This window comes from Kocuria sp. PD6, from assembly GCF_031844145.1.
Lineage (GTDB): Bacteria > Actinomycetota > Actinomycetes > Actinomycetales > Micrococcaceae > Kocuria > Kocuria marina.
Window position 1 is genome coordinate 76,757 of the sequence record NZ_JAUZUS010000005.1, and the last position, 18,577, is coordinate 95,333.

An 18,577-nucleotide genomic window follows, 5' to 3' on the forward strand; every position below is an offset into this window, starting at 1 on the left:
TCCACCGCATGACCGCGGGGAATGCCCCTTACTTCAGGGCATTCCCCGCGGGCTTTCAGGAACTTCGTCGCCGGTGTTCGGTCAGGCCTCGGCAGCGAGCCCGCCCTGCCACAGGGAGTCGAACGGCAGGTGGGATCCCAGCCGGTGCCGGATGCCGGCGGAGACGAAACTCTTGGCGGTGCGGGCGGCGTCGAGCGGGGAGGCGCCCTTGGCCAGCTCTGCGGTGACGGCCGCGGCCAACGAGCAGCCGGCGCCCGAGACCGGGACCTCGCCCACCTTGGGTTCGGACAGCACCTCAAGCGTGGAGCCGTCGTAGAACACGTCCACGGCGTCCGGGCCGGAGAGCCGCACGCCACCCTTCGCGAGCACGGTGGCCCCGCAGGAGTCGTGGATGCGCTGGGCCGCCTCCTTGAGGTCCTCCACGTCGTTGATCTCCTCCATCCCGGATAGGGACAGGGACTCGAAGTGGTTGGGGGTCACGAACGTGGCCAGGGGCAGCATCTGTGCCTTGAGCGCCTGATCGGTGTCCAGCGCGGCGCCCGGTTCCTGGCCCTTGCAGATCAGCACGGGGTCCAGCACCAGGTGGCGGGGCGCGAGGTCCTTCATGGCCGTGGCGACCGTGTGGATCGTGTCCGGGGAACCCAGCATGCCGATCTTCACGGCGTCCAGGTCGTACGCCGCGGAAATGGTCTGCAGCTGGTTCGCCAGGGTCTGCTGGTCCACGGGCGTGAGGCGGTGGCCCCAGTCGTTCTCGGGATCGAACGCCACGATGCACGTCAGCGCGAGCGATCCGAAGACCCCCAGGGACGTGAAGGTCTTGATGTCCGCGAGCGCCCCGGCACCGCCGGTGGCCTCGGAGCCCGCGATGGTCATGGCAACGGGCGGTTGGTTACGTGTGGTTTCGCTCATGCACGCTATTGTGCTCCCGCGCGGGACGTGCCCGCGACTCGGCGCACCACCCCGTTACACTGGGCTCGACGCCGGGTGGCAGACGACGTCCCTGACCCTTCCGTACATCCCAAGGACACCCGTGTCTGACGCCACCCCGCCCCACACTTCCTCCTCCCGCACCGCCGCGCTCGCGCAGGGCGAACGGCAGTCCCTCTTCGCGCGCCGCCCCCGGACGTACTTCGACGTGATCCTGGCCGCGTACTGCGTGATCCTGGTGCTCTCCAACATCGGCGCGACCAAGGGCGTGCAGTTCGGCCCCATCATCACGGACGGCGGGTTCTTCCTGTTCCCACTGGCCTACGTGTTGGGGGACGTGGTCTCCGAGGTCTACGGTTTCCGGGCCGCACGCAAGGCGATCATCACGTCCTTCTTCTTCGGGGCGTTCTCCTCCCTGGTGTTCTGGATCGTGATCATCCTGCCGCCGGCGCCCTTCTACGAGAACCAGAGCGCGTTCGAGACGGTGCTGGGCCCGGTCCCGCTGATCGTGGCGGGTTCCCTGCTGGGTTACCTGGTGGGTCAGCTGCTCAACGCATACGTGATGGTCAAGGTCAAGGAACGCACCAAGGAGAAGCACCTGTGGGCGCGGCTGATCTCCTCCACCATGGTGGGCGAACTCGTGGACACCGTGATCTTCTGCTCGATCGCCGCTCCCATCATCGGGATCGACTCGTGGTCCGCGTTCTTCAACTACGTCCTGGTGGGCTATGTCTACAAGGTCCTCGTGGAGGTCGTGATCATGCCGGTCACGTACGCGGTGATCGGCTGGATCAAGCGCCGCGAACCCGGCTACGACACGCGCGCCCTCGAGGAGGCGAACGCGCGGTAGGAGGGCGCGAGCGGCGTCGTCGTGCCCCCGGCTCGGGAGCCCACGTAGGCGAGGTGCCCCCGGGTCAGTACCCCAGGTAGGCGAGCTGCGCGGCGATGGAGCGCTCCGCGGCGCGCCGTACCCCGGCGGGGACGTCGGCGTAGACGGCGTCCGTGATCGCCTCGACGCTCGCGTCGCGGCCGAGTCCGGCGACGATCTCCCGCACCTGATCCAGGCGTTCGAGCCGGTGCTCCGTGAGTTCCTCGCACACCTCCTGCAGATCCGGCAGGGGTGCGCCGTGAGCGGGTAGCACCATGGCGCCCGAGCGTTGACCGAGCAGTTCGAGGGAGCGCAGATAGTCGCCCAGGGAACCGTCCGGGTGGTCGATCATGGTGGAACCGCGCCCCAGCACGGTGTCCCCGGTAATGACCGTCTCCGGCTCGTCGTGGGGCAACCGGAAGCACACGGAGTCGGAGGTGTGCCCGGGGGTGGCCAGCACGCGGATGCTCACGCCCGCGGCCAGGATGCAGTCGCCGTCCCGCAGGGGCTCGCCGCTGTCCCGGCAGAACTCGGGCAGGGCCGCACGCACGGGCGCACCGGTGATCTCGTGGAGCCGGTCGATGCCGTCCGTGTGATCCCCGTGGCGGTGCGTCACGAGGATCAGCACCACGGTCCCGGTCGCCGCGACCGCCTGCAGGTGCGCCTCGTCCAGGGGCCCGGGATCCACGACGACGACGTCCGGTCCGGGCCACTCGCCCCGGCCCTGGGCGGACGGGTGGTGGCCGTAGTTCGGGTGCTCCGGGCCGTCCCCCGGGGCGGAGAGGATCCACGTGTTGGTGCCGTCGAGGGTCATGGGCCCGGGATTGGGCGCGAGCACCACGCCGGCGCACGCGCTCACGCGGCGCAGGACACCTGGGGTGGCGTGCACGGGCTTGGGGTCGCTCATCGCGGGCCTCCCGTTTCGGAAGGAACAGTGGAGGTCGACGGCGCGCCGTAGTACCTCGCCAGGAAATCGTCACGGTAGTCGAAGTACGTCCCCGCGTCGATGGCGTCCCGCGCGCCGGAGACGAGGTCCAGGATGAAGCGCTCGTTGTGGATGGACGCGAGTGTTGCGGCGTTGCGCTCCTTGGCCTTGAACAGGTGACGCAGGTACGCGCGGGTGTAGTGGGCGCACGTGTAGCACGGGCACGTGTCCGAGATGGGCGTGAAGTCGCGCTTGAAGCGGATGTTCGTGAGGTTGAACCGGCCATCGGGGGAGTAGACGGCCGACGAGCGGGCCACGCGAGTGGGGGAGACGCAGTCGAAGGTGTCCACGCCATTGTCGATCGCGGTGAAGATGTCGTCCGGTTCGGAGATGCCCAGCAGGTGCTTGGGGGTCTCCTCGGGCAGTTCTTCCGTGCACCACCGCACAATGGTCCCCAGCTGGCGTTTCTCCAGGGCACCCCCGATCCCGAACCCGTCGAAGCCCATCTCGGCCAGGTCCCGGCAGGCCATGCGCCGTAGGTCCTCGTACTGGGCGCCCTGGATCACCCCGAACAGCGCCTGGTAGGGCTTGTCCGCACGGGCCTCGGTGAGCCGGCAGTGTTCGGCCACGCAGCGCAGGGCCCACTTGCGGGTGCGTTCCAGGGCGTCCTCCTGGTACTCGCGGGAATCGTGGAGCGTAGTGAGCTCGTCGAACGCGAACATGATGTCCGCACCGATGTTGTGCTGCACCCGCATGGAGACCTCCGGCGTGAACCGGTGCAGGTCCCCGTTGAGGTAGGAACGGAACCACACGCCGTCGTCGTCCACGCGCGCCATGCGCTTGTGCCCGGGGGCGGGCTGTGCGCCCCCAGGGGACGGTGTGAACGCGGACATGTCGATGACCTTGCCGAGCCCCGAACCCAGGGACATTACCTGGAACCCGCCCGAATCGGTGAACGTGGGGCCGGGCCAGTTCATGAAGGTGCCCAGCCCGCCGGCGGCCTCCAGGATGTCGTCGCCCGGCTCGAGGAACAGGTGGTACGCGTTGGCCAGCATCGCCTGGGCGCCCTCCGCCGCCATGGACTCCGGGAGCACGGCCTTCACGGCGGCCTGCGTGGCCACCGGGATGAACGCCGGGGTACGGATCGGGCCGTGCGGCGTGGTGATGGTGCCCGTGCGGGCCTGGAACTGGCCGCCATTGTCCCGGATGCGCTGCTGCGGAACGGGAGAATCACGCAGGCGCGTGTGGAGCCGGAAGGTGAACGGGGAGGGGGATTCGGTGCTGGACACCACACCATTGTGCCGGTTGCGCGAAAGCGAGAGACAATGTGGTGTCCCCTGCACCCGATGCCGAAAGAACGAGCGCAATCCGGTGAGTCAGGTCACAGAATTCTTCAGGGTCCCACCGCCCCAGCGCAACCACGTCCCGGCCGCATCGCCCTGCCCCTGTTGTTCCTGCTGGTCGTCGGGCGGACGGATCTGGCGATCTACGCGGCATTCGGTGCCTTCACCTCCATCTACGCGCGCAACGAGCCCATCCGCGCGCGGTTCACGCACCAGACCCAGGCGGGGGTTCTCATCACAGCATGCGTGATGCTCGGTGTGTTGCTGTCCAACCTGGGGGCGTCGGAACCGGTGGTGCCCGTCCCGGAGCATCATGGGCTGACCACGGGACAGCCGCGGGCCCACGGCGGTCGGTTTTTCCTGGCCACGGGTGTGGCCGGCATCCTGGGCAGCCTCAGCGGGCTGTCCCACAGCTACTGGGCCATGGTCGCGGCGGACACCCAGGCGATCCCGCTCATGCGGCAAGCGGCCAACGGGGGCACGTGACGCCCTCCGGGCAGATCATCCGCTGTTCAGCGGCCCCATCCCGCGTGGGCGACCGCCTGGCGGATGAGGTCCTCGCGCCCGCCCTCGAACTCGTCCTGGACATCCGTGGACAGCGCCTCGTCCGGGGTCATCCACGACAACTGCAGGGCGTCCTGACGGGGCTCGCACTCACCGCGCACGGGGACGATGTAGCTCAGCGCCACCGCGTGCTGCCGGTCGTCGGTCAGCCCGGTCTCGGACGGGGACGGGAAGAACTCGGACACCGCGAACGGGACCGTGGTGGACGGCATCTGCGGCATGGCGAGCGGTCCCAGGTCCTTCTCGAGGTGACGCAGCAGCGCCGCGCGCACCGTCTCGCGGTACATCACGCGTCCCGAGACGAACGTGCGCACCATGCGGCCCTCGTCGTTGGGCGTGAGCAACAACCCGATCTCGGACAGGCAACCGAGCGGGTCCAGGCGCACGGGGATGGCCTGTACGTACACGATCGGCAGGGACGCGCGGGCACGATTGAGGTCGTCCTCGCTGAGCCAGCCAGGGTTGGGGTCCGGGGTGCGTACTGAACTCATGGTTCGTTTCTACCGTCGTGACGCCCCCGCAGGCCAGGAATCCGCGGCGTCAGCGGCCGAGTTCAGCGATCAGCCGAACGCGCGGCGGCTTCCAGTACGGTCCACGCCTGCACCTGCGTGCTGAGTTCCACCGGGGCGCCGGCCCGCTGCGCCTGGTTCGCGTGCTGCGCCGGTTCGGGGGAGAACACCGCGACCGTCTCGCCCACCGCTCGCACCGCGGCGGGCACCGTGAAGTCCTCGTTCGGATCGAATTCCCGACGCCCGTCCCACAAGGCGTCCGCGGTGTCGGTGACGAGCGCGCGGGCGGTGGCCCGAGCGTCGTCGTCCAGCAACGACGACGACGCGGCTTCGCCCAGGTAGCGCACCAGGATGCCCGTGAACAGCCCGGCGTCACCGCCGCCCTGGCCGCGCAACACGGGTGCACCGTGGGGGCCGAGGACCGTGAACTCCCGGGCCGCGCCGTGGACGAGCCGTGCCGCCCGGTCGAGCCACAGCGCGCGCTCGGCGGGGTCCGCGGTGACCTCCGCGAGCTCGAGGGCCGCACCGAGGGCCGGGCCGCTGTTGTAGGTGTAGACGTGCGGGTCCACGGACGTGATCTCCTTCCCGGAGCCCGCCGCGGCCATGCGGATGCCGTCCAGGAACACGCCGCGCTCGGCGTCGAAGAGGGTGTCGAACAACCACGTGAGCAGTGCGCGAGCCTCGGCAGTGCGGTGCATGCGTAGGAATGTCAGCGCCACCGGGGCGGTGGACGCCGTGTTCTTGTAGTCCCGCGTGGTGTTCCACCACGCACCGCCGCCCATGGTGTCGTCGCAACCGGAGGCGAGGCGCGTGGCCAGAGCGGCGCCGTCGTCCTGCACCGCGCGCGATGTGCGGCCCGTGGCGGCGAGGTCCTCGTCACGCAGGCGCCCCAGGGCGAGGGTCAGCCAGGCCATGTCGTCGAAGAACACGTTGTTGGTCACCCGCCCGCCGCTGTGCACGGCGATGCCCCGCAGCAACCGGTGCGCGCGGGAGCGGGCCAGCTCAGCGGTGTCCTGGTTGCCGGCGTGGCGCTCGCGGGCCGCGGCGTCCACGAACGCGTCCAGCAAATGGGCCTGCCACCAGTAGTGCCACGGCCCCCGCCACGGGCGCGGGAACGCGACAGCCCCCAGGTACGTGCCCGGCACGCGCAGCGCCCGCGCACCGAACAGGTGGTCCACGGAGTGCGCGGCCTTCGCGGCGCGGTGGGCGGGGGATTCGGACATCGCGGGGCTCCTGGGAGGACGGGTGGGGTGTGTGAGGAGTTTATCGCCCGGTGCTGCTGCGGCTCGCCCGGTGCCCCCGCTGCCTTTTCTGAGTTATCGCAGCTTTTCCCCGTGGTGGGGTGCTTTTACTCCACCAGGAATTCGCGTCGGGGCGTGCGCGGATCCCTGAGCACCTCCCCATACACTCGCTTCATGGGCCCCATCGATTCCCCGACATCTCGCTCCCAACGCCGCCTGCCCCGTTGGTTGGTGGTGCTGATGTCCTTGGGTGTGGTCCTGGTTCTCGGCGGAGCCCTGCTGGTGGTGTCCAACCCGCCCACCCTGACGTTCGGGTGGTTCGCATGCGCCCCCTTGAGCGAGGAAACGTATGCTCCCCTCGGCGAGAATCCCTGGTCGTCGCTCTTCCCGCCGGCGGCCATCGCGGGGTGGGTCAGTCTCCTGGTCGGCCTACTTCTCTGGGCGTTCTGCGCCGGCTGGCTCGTCGGTCGACGACGCCGCCCCGCCGACTAGCTCTCAGTGCGGCCATCGCCGGCAGGCAGGGACGACCGTCGGGGCCGAGTGCTCGGCATGGCCCCAGTAAATGCACGAGGAGTGATCACTTGCGGGTGGAATAGGCGCGTGGTGCGCGAGCTCGTGTATGGCATCGACCCAGATCACCCCACTTTGTCTGTTTGTGCATCTGAGCGGATTGGAGGCCTGGGCGCAAGCTCCGATCGCGTCCCTGGAGAGCACTTCTGACCAAGCTGAGGAACGGCAGGGGTTCGACAACTTGGTCGCGCCGGTGGCCGGACCGCTGCCCGGAACAGTGCGACTCACCTTTCCTGGTGAGCGACGATTCGAAGCTCACCAAAAATTTTTGGTCAGGCGGACACAGCTGGAGTGGACGGGCCGTGAACCGATGCCGCTACAAGAAGTGACTCAATGCTTTGCTGTCCACCTGTAGGAGTTCTTCTCCTTGCTGCGCATGAACCGGGCTGTGGTCGACCGGTACCGAGTGAGGATCGCAGGAGGGCCCGAGCGGCCGTTGGAGGTCGACGGTTGGATGGTTGAAAATCCCCTAGACGATCAACGTCATGACGGCATGGCCGCTCGGAGGGGCGAGTCTGACGTCGAGCTCATTGCTGCCTGGCTGGAACGACGTCCAGAACTGGGGCGGGCTCCTGAACTGACAGCGAATGTTCTAGCTCGTGGCACGCATGGCGAACGGTTCGTGGACGCAGACTTCTCCACGATGGTCATGTCGCTGGAGGGGGCTACACCGCAAGCTTCACTCTGGGAAAACCGGTGCCCTGACAAAAGCTCAAGAAAAAGGCCCGTCGCGCCATCGGGGACATCATCGCGAGGGCCAAGGATGAAGGGGAAATAGACGATCTCATAGCCTCCACCCTGAAAAATCGTGTCCTCAATAGCCAGTTGGGAGAGCCCACACTTGAGCAGCGTGTCCAGGACATCTTGGACGATGTACAGCCACTGGTGCCGATAATCTGTGGGACGGCTGCCGGGGCACACGACCTGTGGAAGAGAGAAGTGAAGAGCCTGCGGAACAACTACGCCCATGGCCTGGAGAAGCAGACCCAGCTCAGGAAAAACCTTGTGCTTTCTACCTCGCTGATCGTCTTGGTGGCCTCCCGTTGCCTCGTGTATGTCGGGTGCTCCCCGGAGAAGCTGGTGGAGTCGATCCCACTCACCGAGCGTGGAGGTAATTTGGTGCACTGGAGAAGAACACTGATGCCAGATTTCTACGCCCCGAATGACCCGAGGGACGATCAACACACAACGGCCAAAGGTGACCCGATCCAGGGTGGTGAACCTGGGCCCTCAGCCCAGCGCCTCCCGCAGCACGGGTTCGCGGATCTGGTCCGCGAGCCACGGGCTGAACGCGAACGGGGCGCTCTCCACCGCGGCCACGAGGTCGTGGGGGGCGGCCCACGAGTACTCGGCGACCTCGGACTCGGCGGGACGGGGATCGTCGTCGGCGACGGCAATGAACACCGGGCAGAACTCATTCTCAACGACCCCGGAGGCGTCCGTGGCGCGATAGCGGAACTCGGGCAGCACCACGGTGAGGTTGCGGATCTCCAGGCCGAGTTCCTGCTGGGCACGGCGGGCGACGGCGTCCTCGAAGGACTCGTCCGGGCCCGGGTGACCGCAGAAACTGTTGGACCATACGCCGGGCCACGTGCGCTTGCCGAGCGCGCGGCGGGTCACCAGGACCCGGCCGCGGGAGTTGAGCACGTGGCACGAGAACGCCAGGTGCAGGGGGGTGTCCTCGGTGTGAACCGTGGATTTCAGGGCCGTTCCGGTGGGTTGGTGTTGATCGTCCAGGAGCACCACGCGCTCCGGGCTGGTGTGCTCGCTCACGTAGGCCGCCTCACGGTCATGTGTTAGGTTCCAGGCCATGGTAACCGCCGGATCGGACACGCAGTGAGACGACGCGTGAACCCTCCGCTACCCACGGCGCGCGGCGTGGGGCCCGCGCGGGTCCGGATGCCCGGCCCGGGTTCCCCGGACCCGGTCTTGCGGGCTCTGGACGGTCTCCCGACCACGGCCGCGGACTACGTCCAGCAGCGTTTCCCGGACGACGCCGCGTGGTTCGCCCACGAGGTCGCCGCCGGTCGTGTCCGCGGGGACGACGGCGCCGTCGTCACCCCGGCCACCCCTTACGAAGCGGGGGCCTCGGTATGGTTCCACCGCCCGGTCCCGGACGACGACGCCGCGCCCATCACCCTCGACGTGCTGTACGAGGACGAATGGATCCTGGCGGTGGACAAACCGCACGGGCTGTGCAGCACTCCGAAGGGCGAGAACGTCCGCCGCTCCGTGGTGGTGGCTGCGCGGTGCCAGTTCCACAACGACGAGATCTCCGCCGTGCACCGGCTGGACCGCTCCACGGGCGGGGTGCTGCTGCTGAGCAAGCACGCGGCGGACCGCGGGGTGTTCCACCGCATGTTCCAGGAGCGCACGGTGACCAAGACCTATTGGGCCGTGGCCCGCGTCAATGATCGGGTGGGGAAGGAGCCGGTGCGCGTGGAGTCCCGGATCCGCAAGATCCAGGGAGTCGTGCAGGCCTTCGAGGAACCGGGTGACGTCAACGCCGTCACGGACATCCGCCTGCTCGAACGCTTCACCGATGACGCGGGGCAGTGGGGTTGCTACGAGATCGCTCCGCTGACCGGGCGCACCCATCAGATCCGGGTGCACATGAACTCGTTGGGCCTCCCATTACGCGGGGACAAGTTGTACCCGGTACCGCTGGACGATTTCGACGTGGAGGATCCGGACAACCCTATGCAGTTGATCGCCCGCTCCTTGACCTTCACCCATCCCATGACGGGTGAGATGATCACCGTGAACTCACGTCTGTCACCCAGCGCCCACACGGCTCGTCGATCCGGGGCGCCCAGCGAACTTCTGACACATTGACCTGCAAGGGCAAAGTTGACCATCCGTCGAAGGATGCCGAAACGTTCCGACCGAGTGTGATGTCACACACCAAAACCCGGCTACCCCGGGGTACCCTTATCAGCGGGTCTTCCCCCCTCATTGGGCCCGTACAGGGGTTGTCGTACACGCAGCCCCGAGTCGGTTGGCACATGCCACCACGAGCTGTCCCCCCACAGCGCGTACGTCTGTCACACCCTCGTGGTGTCATGCCACGGAGGTGCGGGCGCGTGCGCCCAACGACGAAATGGTCCCCATGTCACATCACCGCATTCCTGCCATCGACGGGTACTCCCCGACCCGACGAGCCTTCTCGAACCTGGCCGCGACCATCACTGCGGCTCTCATGATCCTGAGCGGGGGCCTGTTCACCGGCACCCCCGCGCAGGCCGCACCCTCCGACATCGTGTCCGTGTCCAGCAGCACGCGGGCGGCGGACGCCCAGAAGCTCCTGAACCTGATCAACCAACACCGGGCATCCAAGGGCTTGGCCCCGGTGAAGTACTCCAAGTCGCTGTCCGGCATTGCCCAGAGCCAGTCCGACCGACTGGTCAAGGAAGAGGTCATCGACCACAGCAACCTGTTCCTCACGGACCGCCGGGCCGCCGGGTACAACGCGGCGGGGGAGATCCACGCGCTGTCGTGGCAGAACTCGGTTCCCGACCTCATGAACTGGTGGAAGGGCTCCCACGCGCACAACAAGGTCCTCACGGACCCCCGGATGCAGGTCGTGGGGATCGGACTGACCTACGTGGACGGCCGGTTGTCCGGCACGGGCGAGGGCTGGCGCCTGGTGGGCACCGTGGATTCCTACGGCTACCCGGCCGGCAGCGGTCCCTCGGACGTCACCCGCACGGTCACTGCGGCAGCGCCGCGCCCGCAGGCCGACACCGTGGCCGCGAAGCCCGTGGCACCCCCGGCCTACACGGTCAAGGGCGGCATCAAGAGCCGGTACCAAGCACTGGGTGGCGCGGCCAAGTTCGGCTATCCGACCATGAACGAACGCGGCGGCCTGGTCAACGGCGGCGTGTACCAGAACTTCAGGGCCGCGGGCGGTGCCCAGTACAAGTTCATGTGGTCCCCGTCCTCCGGCGCGCACGTGATCAAGGAGACCGGCGTGATCGGCAAGCGCTGGAAGGCCGCCGGCTTCGAGCGAGGGTGGGGCTACCCCGTCACCGAGGAGTACCGCGTGGGCTCCGAGATGCGCCAACGCTTCTCCAAGGGCTACACCGTCCATTGGTCCTCGGTCACGGGCAAGACCTGGGTCACCCGCTGACGCACCACGAACCGGAACGTCCGGATTCGCCGACGGCGCGCGCACGGGGTGCGTTCCGGTCCTGACAGGCCCGGGCGCACCCCGCAGCCGATTCCCTTTTCGTCAGCCCGTCACTCGCTCTGGCAGCGCGGGCACCACACGATCTTGCGCGGGTGCTGCACTGCGGTGCCCGGCGCCGTCGTGGTGCCGTCCGGCGCGGGGACGGTGAGCAGAGCGTCGTCGATCTCTCCGCGCCGCAGCACCGCGCCGCACCGGGGACACGGTTGGCCGTCCTTGCCGTACGCCCAGAACAGGGGGCGCCCCTGCGGTGCCTGCCCCACGGTCGAGCGCATCGAGCGGTCCTTGTTCAGGTGCAGCAGCTTGTGCGCGAGCGTCACGATCTCGCGCAGCTTGCCCTCCGGCAGGGAGCCGACCGTGACCCATGGATGGGTGCGCGACATGAACAGCACCTCCACGCGGTACACGTTGCCGATCCCCGCGAGGTTGCGCTGATCCATGAGCGCGGTGCCGATCGCCCGGTCCGGTTGCGCACCCAGCCGCTCGAGGGCCTTCTCCAGGTCCCAGTCCGGTCCGAGGATGTCCGGGCCCAGGTACCCCACGAGTTGCTCGTCCTCCAGGCGGGTAGGCACCAATCGGACGTCCTTGACGTCGAAACCCACGGCCTCCACGTCCTCGGTGCGCAGGATCGCACGGATGGTGTGCGAGCCCTGCCCGATCGCCACGTCCGCGCTGAGCCGGGTCCTCGCCTCCGCACGCGATCGCACGCTGCCGCCCCGCCGGGCCTGCCCCCGCGGTCGGTAGGGACTCGCCCCGGGTCGGCTCGTGCGCATTCCGTTCCTTGCTCGTGACGACGACGCCGCTCGCCCGCTTCCGGCCGGAGCATCACCTTTGCTGCGTGCCGCTCGTGGTTCCCCGCCGGAGCCGGTTGTGGCGCCCCCCGCCGGTTCCCGGTCGAAGACTCGCCACGTGCCGTCCATCATGAGGTGGGAATGTAGGGTGAGGGGCTCGGCCCCGGATCTCAGCTCGGCCGCATCGGGGGCCTGGGAGAGTCGGATGAGGATGTGCTTCCCCCGCGGCACCACGGCCACGACCGTGCGCCCGGACACGTCCGATGTGGCGAGTGAGGGCACCCGGAAGTCCGAGCTCACGATCACGGACCCCTCCAGCGCCTCGCGCAGCATCTTGCACTGGCGGTAGACGGAATCACCTTCAGGCACCTGGGCCTCCTAGGTAGGGTGGGGTGTTCAGTGTCGAACGGGAGTGGGCTCGGCGGCAGTTCGCAGCTGTGGCGTCAGTGCCACCGTCGCAGCATTGCGGCGACATCATGGAGATCGGCTCGGCCACTCGCCGTGGCCTCCAGCAACCCCACATCGCGCAATGGGCCGACTCCGAGATCGTTGATCACCACGAGTAGGTCCTCGGTCGTGAGGTACCGCGTCACCGCCCGAGCCGGTCCAACACATCGGCATAGCGTGCACGTGCACGCGCCGACGCTTCGGTCACCTGCCGCTCGTGACCTCTCCGGGCCGCAACTTCGTGGATGGCTCGGATCGTGGCTTCCTGACGGCTGATGCCGTCCGCTTCGGCCAGGGCGGCGAGAGCGAGTTCGTCGTCCTCGGTCAGCCGCAAAGTCATCGCCATGCCCCTCAAGGTATCAAAGTGGTATCAGCCGGACCTGCCCCCGCCCACGGGAGCCCGCATCCGCACGCTGCGCGGGGTCTGGTAGAAGCCGCCCGCCAGCAGACCGTCCCGGACCGCGGTCACGAGGTCCTCGGAGGAGAGCACCGAGTCGCCGTTGACCTTCTCGACCACGAGCGAGTCCATGGCCCTGCGCTGCACGAGCTCGGCCACGGCCTCCGCCGCGAGGCGCAGCAGGGCCGGGTCTGACACGAACGCGAGCGCGGTCTTCCCGCCACGTTCCAGGTAGAGGATCAGCGCCCCGTCCACGAGCACCACCACGGCACCGGCCTTGCGCCCCGGGCGGTGCTTGGTGCTGGATTCGAGAGCCACCGCTTCCGGCCAGTCCAGCGCGGCACCGTAGGGGTTGGCGGGGTCCGTGGCCGCGAGGGCGAGGACGCGGGGTTCGGCCTTGCGAGCGGCGTCGTCGTCCGTGAAACTGCGCAGCACGTCAACCGTCGCGGGTTGCGTGAACTGGGCGGCGCCGAGGCCCTCGATGAAGTACCCGCGCCGCGCGCGGCCCGCGTCCTCGAGTGCGCGCAGGACCTTGTAGACGGTGGAGAACCCGCCGGGGACGTCCTCCACCGCCACGGGACCGCGCGTGAGGATGCCGTAGCGGTCCAGCAACAGCTCCGCTTGGGCCTGCGCCCGCACGGTGGGGTTGAGCGGTTCGGGGCGCAGCACGGACCAGCGCCCGGCCGTGACACGGTCCTCACCGCCCCCCGCGGCGCGAACGACGCGAGCGCCGTCGCCGGACGCGGACGCCGCCGGATCCACACCGCCGGGGCCGCGGGACGCGGCCCGCAACCGCGCGGCGCCGCGCCGCCCGGCCGTACGGGAACGGCCCGGGCGCTTGGGCGTCTTGTGCGCGGAGTGCCCGCCCGAGACGAGTGCGCGCACCGGGGCGTAGGTGTCATTGGTGATGAGCCCCGCCCACAGCAGGTTCCACAGCGCAGTGCGCAGCTGGGCCATGTCCACGGACACGCCCGCCTCGGCGAGCGGCTGGATGAGCTGCCACGCGAAGTACGCCCCACCGGCCCGCAGCACGGCGAGCAGTTCACGTTCCAGTGTGGAGTCCAGGGCCTCGGCGGCGGCCTCAAGCTGCGGCACGGGCGGCAGGGACAGCTCCGCGGACTCGGCCAGGTGGAACGCGACCCACCCGTCCTCACCGCCCAGGGACCCCGCGCCCGAGAAGAGCACCTCGCCCGCGGCCATGAGCTCGTCCAGCATCGCGGGCCGGTAGTCCACCACGCGCTGCGCGAGCACGAGCGGTTCCCACGCGGACGCGGGCACGGGCACCCCGGCCAACTGGTCGATCACCGTGAGCACCCCGTCCAACCCGCGCAACTGGTGCCCCGGGACGGCGTGCTGCCACGCGGGCAGGAAGGTGGCGTATACCTGCGGGTCCACGGGTTCCACGTCCGCGCGCAGGGCGGCCAGGGAACGGCGGCGCAGGGTCCGCAGCACCTCCACGTCGCACCATTCCGACTCCGACGCCGCGGGGTCCCCGCTCGGGCGGAACGCCCCCTCGCTCACGCGCCGCTGCTTAGCGAGCGAGCGCAGCGCGGTCTCGACCACGGCGGGCCCCAGGCTCAGGGCCTGCGCGGCCTCCGCCACGCTGAACGGACCGTGGGTGCGCGCGTACCGGGACACGAGGTCCCCCACGGGATCCGCGACCGGTTCCAGGAACGCCAGGGGCACACCCATGGGCAAGGGCTGGCCCAGGGCGTCCCGCATCCGCGCGGCGTCCTCCACCGCGCAGTAGACCTCGCGCCCACCCACGCGCAGGACGATCGCCCGGTTCGTGGACACCAGGGTGTCCAGCAGCTCGCGGGCGGCGTCCGCGCTGATGGGTTGGTACTCGGGGGCCACGTCCTCGGCCGCGTCGACATCCTCGGTGTCGTCGGTTTCCGGGGCATCGGGGGTCTCCGGCGCGCTCTGCGCGGGGGGCGACGCCGCTGCGGTGGCTTCCGCGCGCAAGCGCAGTGCGGCGTCGTCGGCCGTCATGGGACCGAGCAGGCGCAGGAGGTCCGCCGCGCCCTCCACGCCGCGCAACCGACGGTCCGGCGCGAGGCGCTGCAACTGCAGGACCGTGGTCTCGATGACCTCGAGATCCAGCAGCTCGCGCAGCTCGGCGCGACCGAGCAGCTCGTTGAGCAGGGAGGGGTCCAGGGACAGGGCCGCGGCCTTGCGCTCGGCCAGGGGCGAATCGCCCTCATACAGGAACTGGGCCACGTACCCGAACAGCAGGGTGCGCGCGAAGGGGGAGGGGGTGTCCGTGGTGGTCTCGACCATGCGCAGTTTGCGCCCGGCCAGATCGCGCTGCAATTGCAGCAGCGCGGGGACGTCGTACACGTCCTGCAGGCATTCGCGCACGGTCTCGAGGATCACCGGGAACTGCGGGTACTTGCGGGCTACGTCCAGCAACTGGGCGGAGCGCTGACGCTGCTGCCACAGGGGCGTGCGCTTACCGGGATCCGCCCGCGGCAGCAGCAGGGCACGCGCGGCGTTCTCCCGGAACCGGGACGCGAACAGCGCCGAGCCGCCCACCTCCTCGGTCACGGTGCGCTCGAGCTCGTCCGGGTCGAAAAGGAACAGCTCCGCCCCGGGCGGTTCCTCGTCCGTGGCGGGGACGCGCAGCACGATGCCGTCGTCCGCGGCCTGGGCACTGGCATCCAGACCCCAGCGCTCGTCCAACCGGGCGCGCACCGCGAGCGCCCACGGGCCGTGCACGGGGGTGCCGAACGGGCTGTGCAACACCACGCGCCAGTCCCCGAGTTCGTCCCGGAACCGCTCGACCACGAGCGTGCGATCGTCCGGGACGTGTTCCGTGGCCTCCCGCTGTTCGGAGAGGTAGGCCATGAGGTTGTCCCGGGCCCATTCGTCCAAGCCGGAGGCGGCCAGGCGCTCGCGGGCCTCGGTGTCCTGGGCACCGGCGAGTTCACGGGTGAACCGACCCGTGGCACGACCCAGTTCCACGGGCCGGCCCAGACCGTCCCCGTGCCAGAACGGGAGCTTGCCGGGCACGCCCGGGGCCGGGGCCACGACCACCCGGTTGTGCGTGATCTCCTCGATGCGCCAACTCGAGGCACCCAGGGCGATGATGTCCCCCACGCGGGACTCGTAGACCATCTCCTCGTCCAGCTCACCCACGCGCTTGGGGGACTTGCTGTCCTGCTCGCCCACGAGGAACACGGGGAACAGGCCGCGGTCCGGGATGGTGCCACCGCTCGTGACTGCGAGCCGCAGGGCACCGGGGCGGGCCTGCAGGGTCCCGGTCTCGCGGTCCCACACCAGCCGGGGCCGCAACTGGGCGAACTCGTCGGACGGGTACCGCCCGGCGAGCAGGTCCAGCACGGCGTCGTACGCGGAGCGCGGCAGCGAACGGAACGGGGCGCTGCGGCGCAGGGTGTCGTACCAGCTCTCCACGTCCACGTCCTCCGCGGCAACCGCCGAGACCGTCTGCTGGGCCAGGATGTCCAGGGGGTTGGTGGGCACGGACAGCGGTTCCAGGTGCCCCGCGAGCATCTGCTCAGCGATCACCGCCGCGTCCCGCACGTCCCCGCGGTGCTTGGGGTAGATCCGCCCGATCGAGACCTCGCCCACCTGGTGGCCCGCGCGGCCCACGCGCTGCAAACCGGACGCCGCCGAAGGCGGGGACTCGATCTGGATCACCAGGTCCACGTGGCCCATGTCGATCCCGAGCTCCAGGGAGGAGGTGGCCACCACGCACCGCAACCGCCCGGTCTTCAGGTCCTCCTCGATCAGACCGCGCTGGTCCTTGGACACCGAGCCGTGGTGGGCGCGCGCGAGCACCGGGGACGCGCCCTCGTGGCGGTTGTGCTGGCGGGGGATGTCCGCGGGGGCGGAGTCGCGGGCCCGAGAAGCGCTGACCGCGCCCTCGCTGCGCGCGGCGTCGTCGGCCTGCGCGGCGGCGCCGTCCAGGAGGTCGGAGAGCGCATCACCCAGCGCCACGGGATCGCCACCGTCCAAATCTGCGGGGCTCTCTTCCGCGGCGTTGGCGAGCCGGAACTCGTGGATCTCGTTGAGTCGCGCAGTGAGTTTCTCCGAGAGGCCACGCGAGTTCGCGAACACGATTGTGGAACGGTGCGCCTCCACGAGGTCCACGATCCGTTCCTCCACGTGGGGCCAGATGGACGCGGTGGCCTGGTAGTCGGACGCCTCCAGGTTGCCGTCCAGGTCCCCGGACGACGGCGACGCCGCCGCCCCGCCCAACACGGTCATGTCCGGGATGGGCACGGACACCGTGAGGTCCCAGTCCTTCTCGGAGGGCGGGCGCACCACGTCCACGGGCTGGGAGCCGCCCAGGAATCCGGCCACGGTGTCCACGGGTTCCACGGTCGCGGAGAGCCCAATCCGTTGGGCGGGACGTTCCATGAGGTCGTCGAGGCGTTCGAGGCTCACCGCCAGGTGCGCCCCGCGTTTGGTCCCGGCCACCGCGTGCACCTCGTCGATGATCACGGTGTTCACGTGGCGCAGGGTCTCCCGCGCCTTGGAGGTGAGCATGAGGTACAGCGATTCCGGGGTCGTGATGAGCACGTCCGGGGGATGCGCCAACAGGGCGCGGCGGATCGCCTGCGGGGTGTCACCTGAGCGCACACCCACCGAGATCTCCGGGGGCTCCCCGCCGGCGGCCTTGGCGGCCTGGGTGATCCCGATCAGCGGTGCGCGCAGGTTGCGTTCCACGTCCATGCCCAGGGCCTTGAGCGGGGAGATGTAGAGCACCGAGGTGCGGTCCTCCGCGTCGTCGGACCCGTCCGCCTTCTTGTTGGTCAGCAAGCGGTCGATCGACCACAGGAACGCCGCGAGCGTCTTACCGGAACCGGTGGGGGCCACCACGAGAGCGTGGCGGCCCGCCGAGATGGCTTCCCACGCGCCGCGCTGGGCCGCCGTGGGCCCGCTGAACGCGGCGTCGAACCACTGCGCGGTCGCGGGGGAGAAAAGGTTCAGGACGGGGTCAGGACCCAAAACCCTTGACCTGCAACTGGGAGACCTTGGGGTTGCCGCACGCCTGACCCGAGTAGGGCACCACGAGCGACTCGTAGCTGTCCGGCGGGTACACGCGTACGCCCGCGGCCTGGTGCGGGTTGCACACCTGACCGATCACACCGGGCTGGGTGATCCGCACCCCGGCGCTCGCGGACGCGCCGGGCTGTAGGGTCACGGTGCCCGCACCCGAGGCGTCCCGGGAGGCCGGCGCACCCACGGGAGCACCGTTCGCGTCCACGAAGGACATACCCGGGTAGCCGCTCAGGGTGCACGGTGCGGAGCCGTTGTTGGTGAGCGTGAGGGACGCAATGACCGAACCCGCCGCGCCCTGCTGCGGCGTGAGCGATCCGGAGAGCTGCCCGGCACTGCACGTGCCGCCGGCGCGCTGGGCATCCGCCTTCGCCTGGTCGAACGGGCTCGCAGTGGGCATGCCCAGCTCGGGAGCGGACGCGAGGCGATCGGGCTCGGCGGACGGCTGCGCCGACTCCGCGGCCTGCCCCTCCTGTCCACCGGACGCCGCGGCGTCTGTGGCTTCCGTGGCCTCGGTGGCCTCGGTGGCCTCGGGGCTCGCGGACGGGCTCGCGGACCGGCTGGCCGACGGGCTCGGGGACATGGACGAGGCGCTCGGGGACGCCGTGGCGCTCGCGGAGACGGAGGCGCCGGCGGGTGCGGTGTTCTGCTCCTCGGACGAGGCGCCGTCCGAGGAACCGCAGGCCGAGAGGACCATGAGAGCGCTCAGCGCGGTGGCCGCGAGCAACGGACGGGTGACGGTGTGGGTGCCCCGGGGGACGGGCAAGTGACTCCTCATGGCAAC

At 69.6% G+C, this 18,577-nt stretch carries 15 protein-coding genes and 1 pseudogene; 6 read left to right on the forward strand and 10 right to left on the reverse strand.

Going from position 1 to position 18,577, the window contains the following annotated elements; translation table 11 throughout:
- Positions 1-81: 81 nt before the first annotated feature.
- Positions 82-909, reverse strand: a complete 828-nt coding sequence (locus tag Q9R22_RS06020; RefSeq protein WP_131332245.1) for a hydroxymethylpyrimidine/phosphomethylpyrimidine kinase — start codon at positions 907-909, stop codon at positions 82-84.
- A 121-nt stretch (positions 910-1,030) separates the two neighbouring features.
- On the opposite strand from Q9R22_RS06020, the gene Q9R22_RS06025 reads away from it, so the two are divergent.
- Positions 1,031-1,777 carry a queuosine precursor transporter gene (locus Q9R22_RS06025; RefSeq protein WP_370520568.1) on the forward strand — a complete coding sequence of 249 codons (747 nt, stop codon included), beginning with the start codon at positions 1,031-1,033 and terminating at the stop codon, positions 1,775-1,777.
- A 64-nt stretch (positions 1,778-1,841) separates the two neighbouring features.
- On the opposite strand, the gene Q9R22_RS06030 is transcribed toward Q9R22_RS06025, so the two are convergent.
- Together Q9R22_RS06030 and tgt are read right to left on the reverse strand one after the other, a co-directional pair.
- The gene (locus Q9R22_RS06030; protein WP_131332246.1) at positions 1,842-2,702 is read right to left on the reverse strand and encodes an MBL fold metallo-hydrolase; all 861 of its coding nucleotides are present in this window, start codon (positions 2,700-2,702) and stop codon (positions 1,842-1,844) included.
- A complete protein-coding gene (gene tgt / locus Q9R22_RS06035; RefSeq protein ID WP_131332247.1) occupies positions 2,699-4,009 on the reverse strand; it encodes a tRNA guanosine(34) transglycosylase Tgt in 1,311 nt (436 codons plus the stop codon). The genes Q9R22_RS06030 and tgt overlap by 4 nt, the downstream gene beginning before the upstream one ends.
- Positions 4,010-4,066: 57 nt before the next feature.
- On the opposite strand from tgt, the gene Q9R22_RS06040 reads away from it, so the two are divergent.
- On the forward strand, positions 4,067-4,549 hold the full coding sequence (locus tag Q9R22_RS06040; RefSeq protein WP_131332248.1) for a hypothetical protein: 483 nt from the start codon (positions 4,067-4,069) through the stop codon (positions 4,547-4,549).
- 26 nt (positions 4,550-4,575) lie between these two features.
- Here Q9R22_RS06040 and Q9R22_RS06045 read toward each other — a convergent pair whose 3' ends face one another.
- Both Q9R22_RS06045 and Q9R22_RS06050 read right to left on the reverse strand, forming a co-directional pair.
- A complete protein-coding gene (locus Q9R22_RS06045; protein WP_131332249.1) occupies positions 4,576-5,118 on the reverse strand; it encodes an NUDIX hydrolase family protein in 543 nt (180 codons plus the stop codon).
- Between the two features lie 62 nt (positions 5,119-5,180).
- Positions 5,181-6,359, reverse strand: a complete 1,179-nt coding sequence (locus Q9R22_RS06050) for a glycoside hydrolase family 76 protein (RefSeq protein ID WP_131332250.1) — start codon at positions 6,357-6,359, stop codon at positions 5,181-5,183.
- Positions 6,360-6,551: 192 nt separating this feature from the next.
- On the opposite strand from Q9R22_RS06050, the gene Q9R22_RS06055 reads away from it, so the two are divergent.
- Positions 6,552-6,869: a hypothetical protein gene (locus Q9R22_RS06055; protein ID WP_131332251.1), complete on the forward strand. Its 318-nt coding sequence runs from the start codon at positions 6,552-6,554 to the stop codon at positions 6,867-6,869.
- An 876-nt stretch (positions 6,870-7,745) separates the two neighbouring features.
- Positions 7,746-7,949 (forward strand): annotated as a pseudogene (locus Q9R22_RS13310) (HEPN domain-containing protein); the annotation flags it as partial.
- 228 nt (positions 7,950-8,177) lie between these two features.
- Here the strand turns inward: Q9R22_RS13310 and idi are convergent.
- The gene (idi, locus tag Q9R22_RS06060) at positions 8,178-8,720 is read right to left on the reverse strand and encodes an isopentenyl-diphosphate Delta-isomerase (RefSeq protein WP_311254123.1); all 543 of its coding nucleotides are present in this window, start codon (positions 8,718-8,720) and stop codon (positions 8,178-8,180) included.
- Between the two features lie 75 nt (positions 8,721-8,795).
- On the opposite strand from idi, the gene Q9R22_RS06065 reads away from it, so the two are divergent.
- Both Q9R22_RS06065 and Q9R22_RS06070 read left to right on the forward strand, forming a co-directional pair.
- Complete coding sequence (locus tag Q9R22_RS06065) at positions 8,796-9,782, forward strand: pseudouridine synthase (protein ID WP_242670567.1); 987 nt, start codon at positions 8,796-8,798, stop codon at positions 9,780-9,782.
- A 274-nt stretch (positions 9,783-10,056) separates the two neighbouring features.
- Positions 10,057-11,076: a CAP domain-containing protein gene (locus Q9R22_RS06070; RefSeq protein WP_131332252.1), complete on the forward strand. Its 1,020-nt coding sequence runs from the start codon at positions 10,057-10,059 to the stop codon at positions 11,074-11,076.
- A 110-nt stretch (positions 11,077-11,186) separates the two neighbouring features.
- Here the strand turns inward: Q9R22_RS06070 and Q9R22_RS06075 are convergent, their stop codons facing one another.
- The 4 genes from Q9R22_RS06075 to Q9R22_RS06090 all read right to left on the reverse strand — a co-directional run bounded on the left by Q9R22_RS06075 (position 11,187) and on the right by Q9R22_RS06090 (position 18,571).
- Complete coding sequence (locus Q9R22_RS06075; protein ID WP_131332253.1) at positions 11,187-12,293, reverse strand: DNA-formamidopyrimidine glycosylase family protein; 1,107 nt, start codon at positions 12,291-12,293, stop codon at positions 11,187-11,189.
- 220 nt (positions 12,294-12,513) lie between these two features.
- Positions 12,514-12,717 carry a hypothetical protein gene (locus tag Q9R22_RS06080; protein ID WP_064846562.1) on the reverse strand — a complete coding sequence of 68 codons (204 nt, stop codon included), beginning with the start codon at positions 12,715-12,717 and terminating at the stop codon, positions 12,514-12,516.
- A gap of 24 nt (positions 12,718-12,741) precedes the next feature.
- The gene (locus tag Q9R22_RS06085) at positions 12,742-17,742 is read right to left on the reverse strand and encodes a DEAD/DEAH box helicase (RefSeq protein ID WP_311254124.1); all 5,001 of its coding nucleotides are present in this window, start codon (positions 17,740-17,742) and stop codon (positions 12,742-12,744) included.
- On the reverse strand, positions 17,732-18,571 hold the full coding sequence (locus Q9R22_RS06090) for a DUF4232 domain-containing protein (protein ID WP_131332255.1): 840 nt from the start codon (positions 18,569-18,571) through the stop codon (positions 17,732-17,734). The genes Q9R22_RS06085 and Q9R22_RS06090 overlap by 11 nt, the downstream gene beginning before the upstream one ends.
- Positions 18,572-18,577: the final 6 nt, after the last annotated feature.

Coding starts and splice junctions, on each gene's coding strand:
- Q9R22_RS06020 (WP_131332245.1), bottom strand. CDS start 909: ATGAGCGAAACCACACGTAACCAACCGCCCGTTGCCATGACCATCGCG.
- Q9R22_RS06030 (WP_131332246.1), bottom strand. CDS start 2,702: ATGAGCGACCCCAAGCCCGTGCACGCCACCCCAGGTGTCCTGCGCCGC.
- Q9R22_RS06040 (WP_131332248.1), top strand. CDS start 4,067: ATGCCGAAAGAACGAGCGCAATCCGGTGAGTCAGGTCACAGAATTCTT.
- Q9R22_RS06045 (WP_131332249.1), bottom strand. CDS start 5,118: ATGAGTTCAGTACGCACCCCGGACCCCAACCCTGGCTGGCTCAGCGAG.
- Q9R22_RS06050 (WP_131332250.1), bottom strand. CDS start 6,359: ATGTCCGAATCCCCCGCCCACCGCGCCGCGAAGGCCGCGCACTCCGTG.
- Q9R22_RS06055 (WP_131332251.1), top strand. CDS start 6,552: ATGGGCCCCATCGATTCCCCGACATCTCGCTCCCAACGCCGCCTGCCC.
- Q9R22_RS06070 (WP_131332252.1), top strand. CDS start 10,057: ATGTCACATCACCGCATTCCTGCCATCGACGGGTACTCCCCGACCCGA.
- Q9R22_RS06080 (WP_064846562.1), bottom strand. CDS start 12,717: ATGGCGATGACTTTGCGGCTGACCGAGGACGACGAACTCGCTCTCGCC.
- Q9R22_RS06090 (WP_131332255.1), bottom strand. CDS start 18,571: ATGAGGAGTCACTTGCCCGTCCCCCGGGGCACCCACACCGTCACCCGT.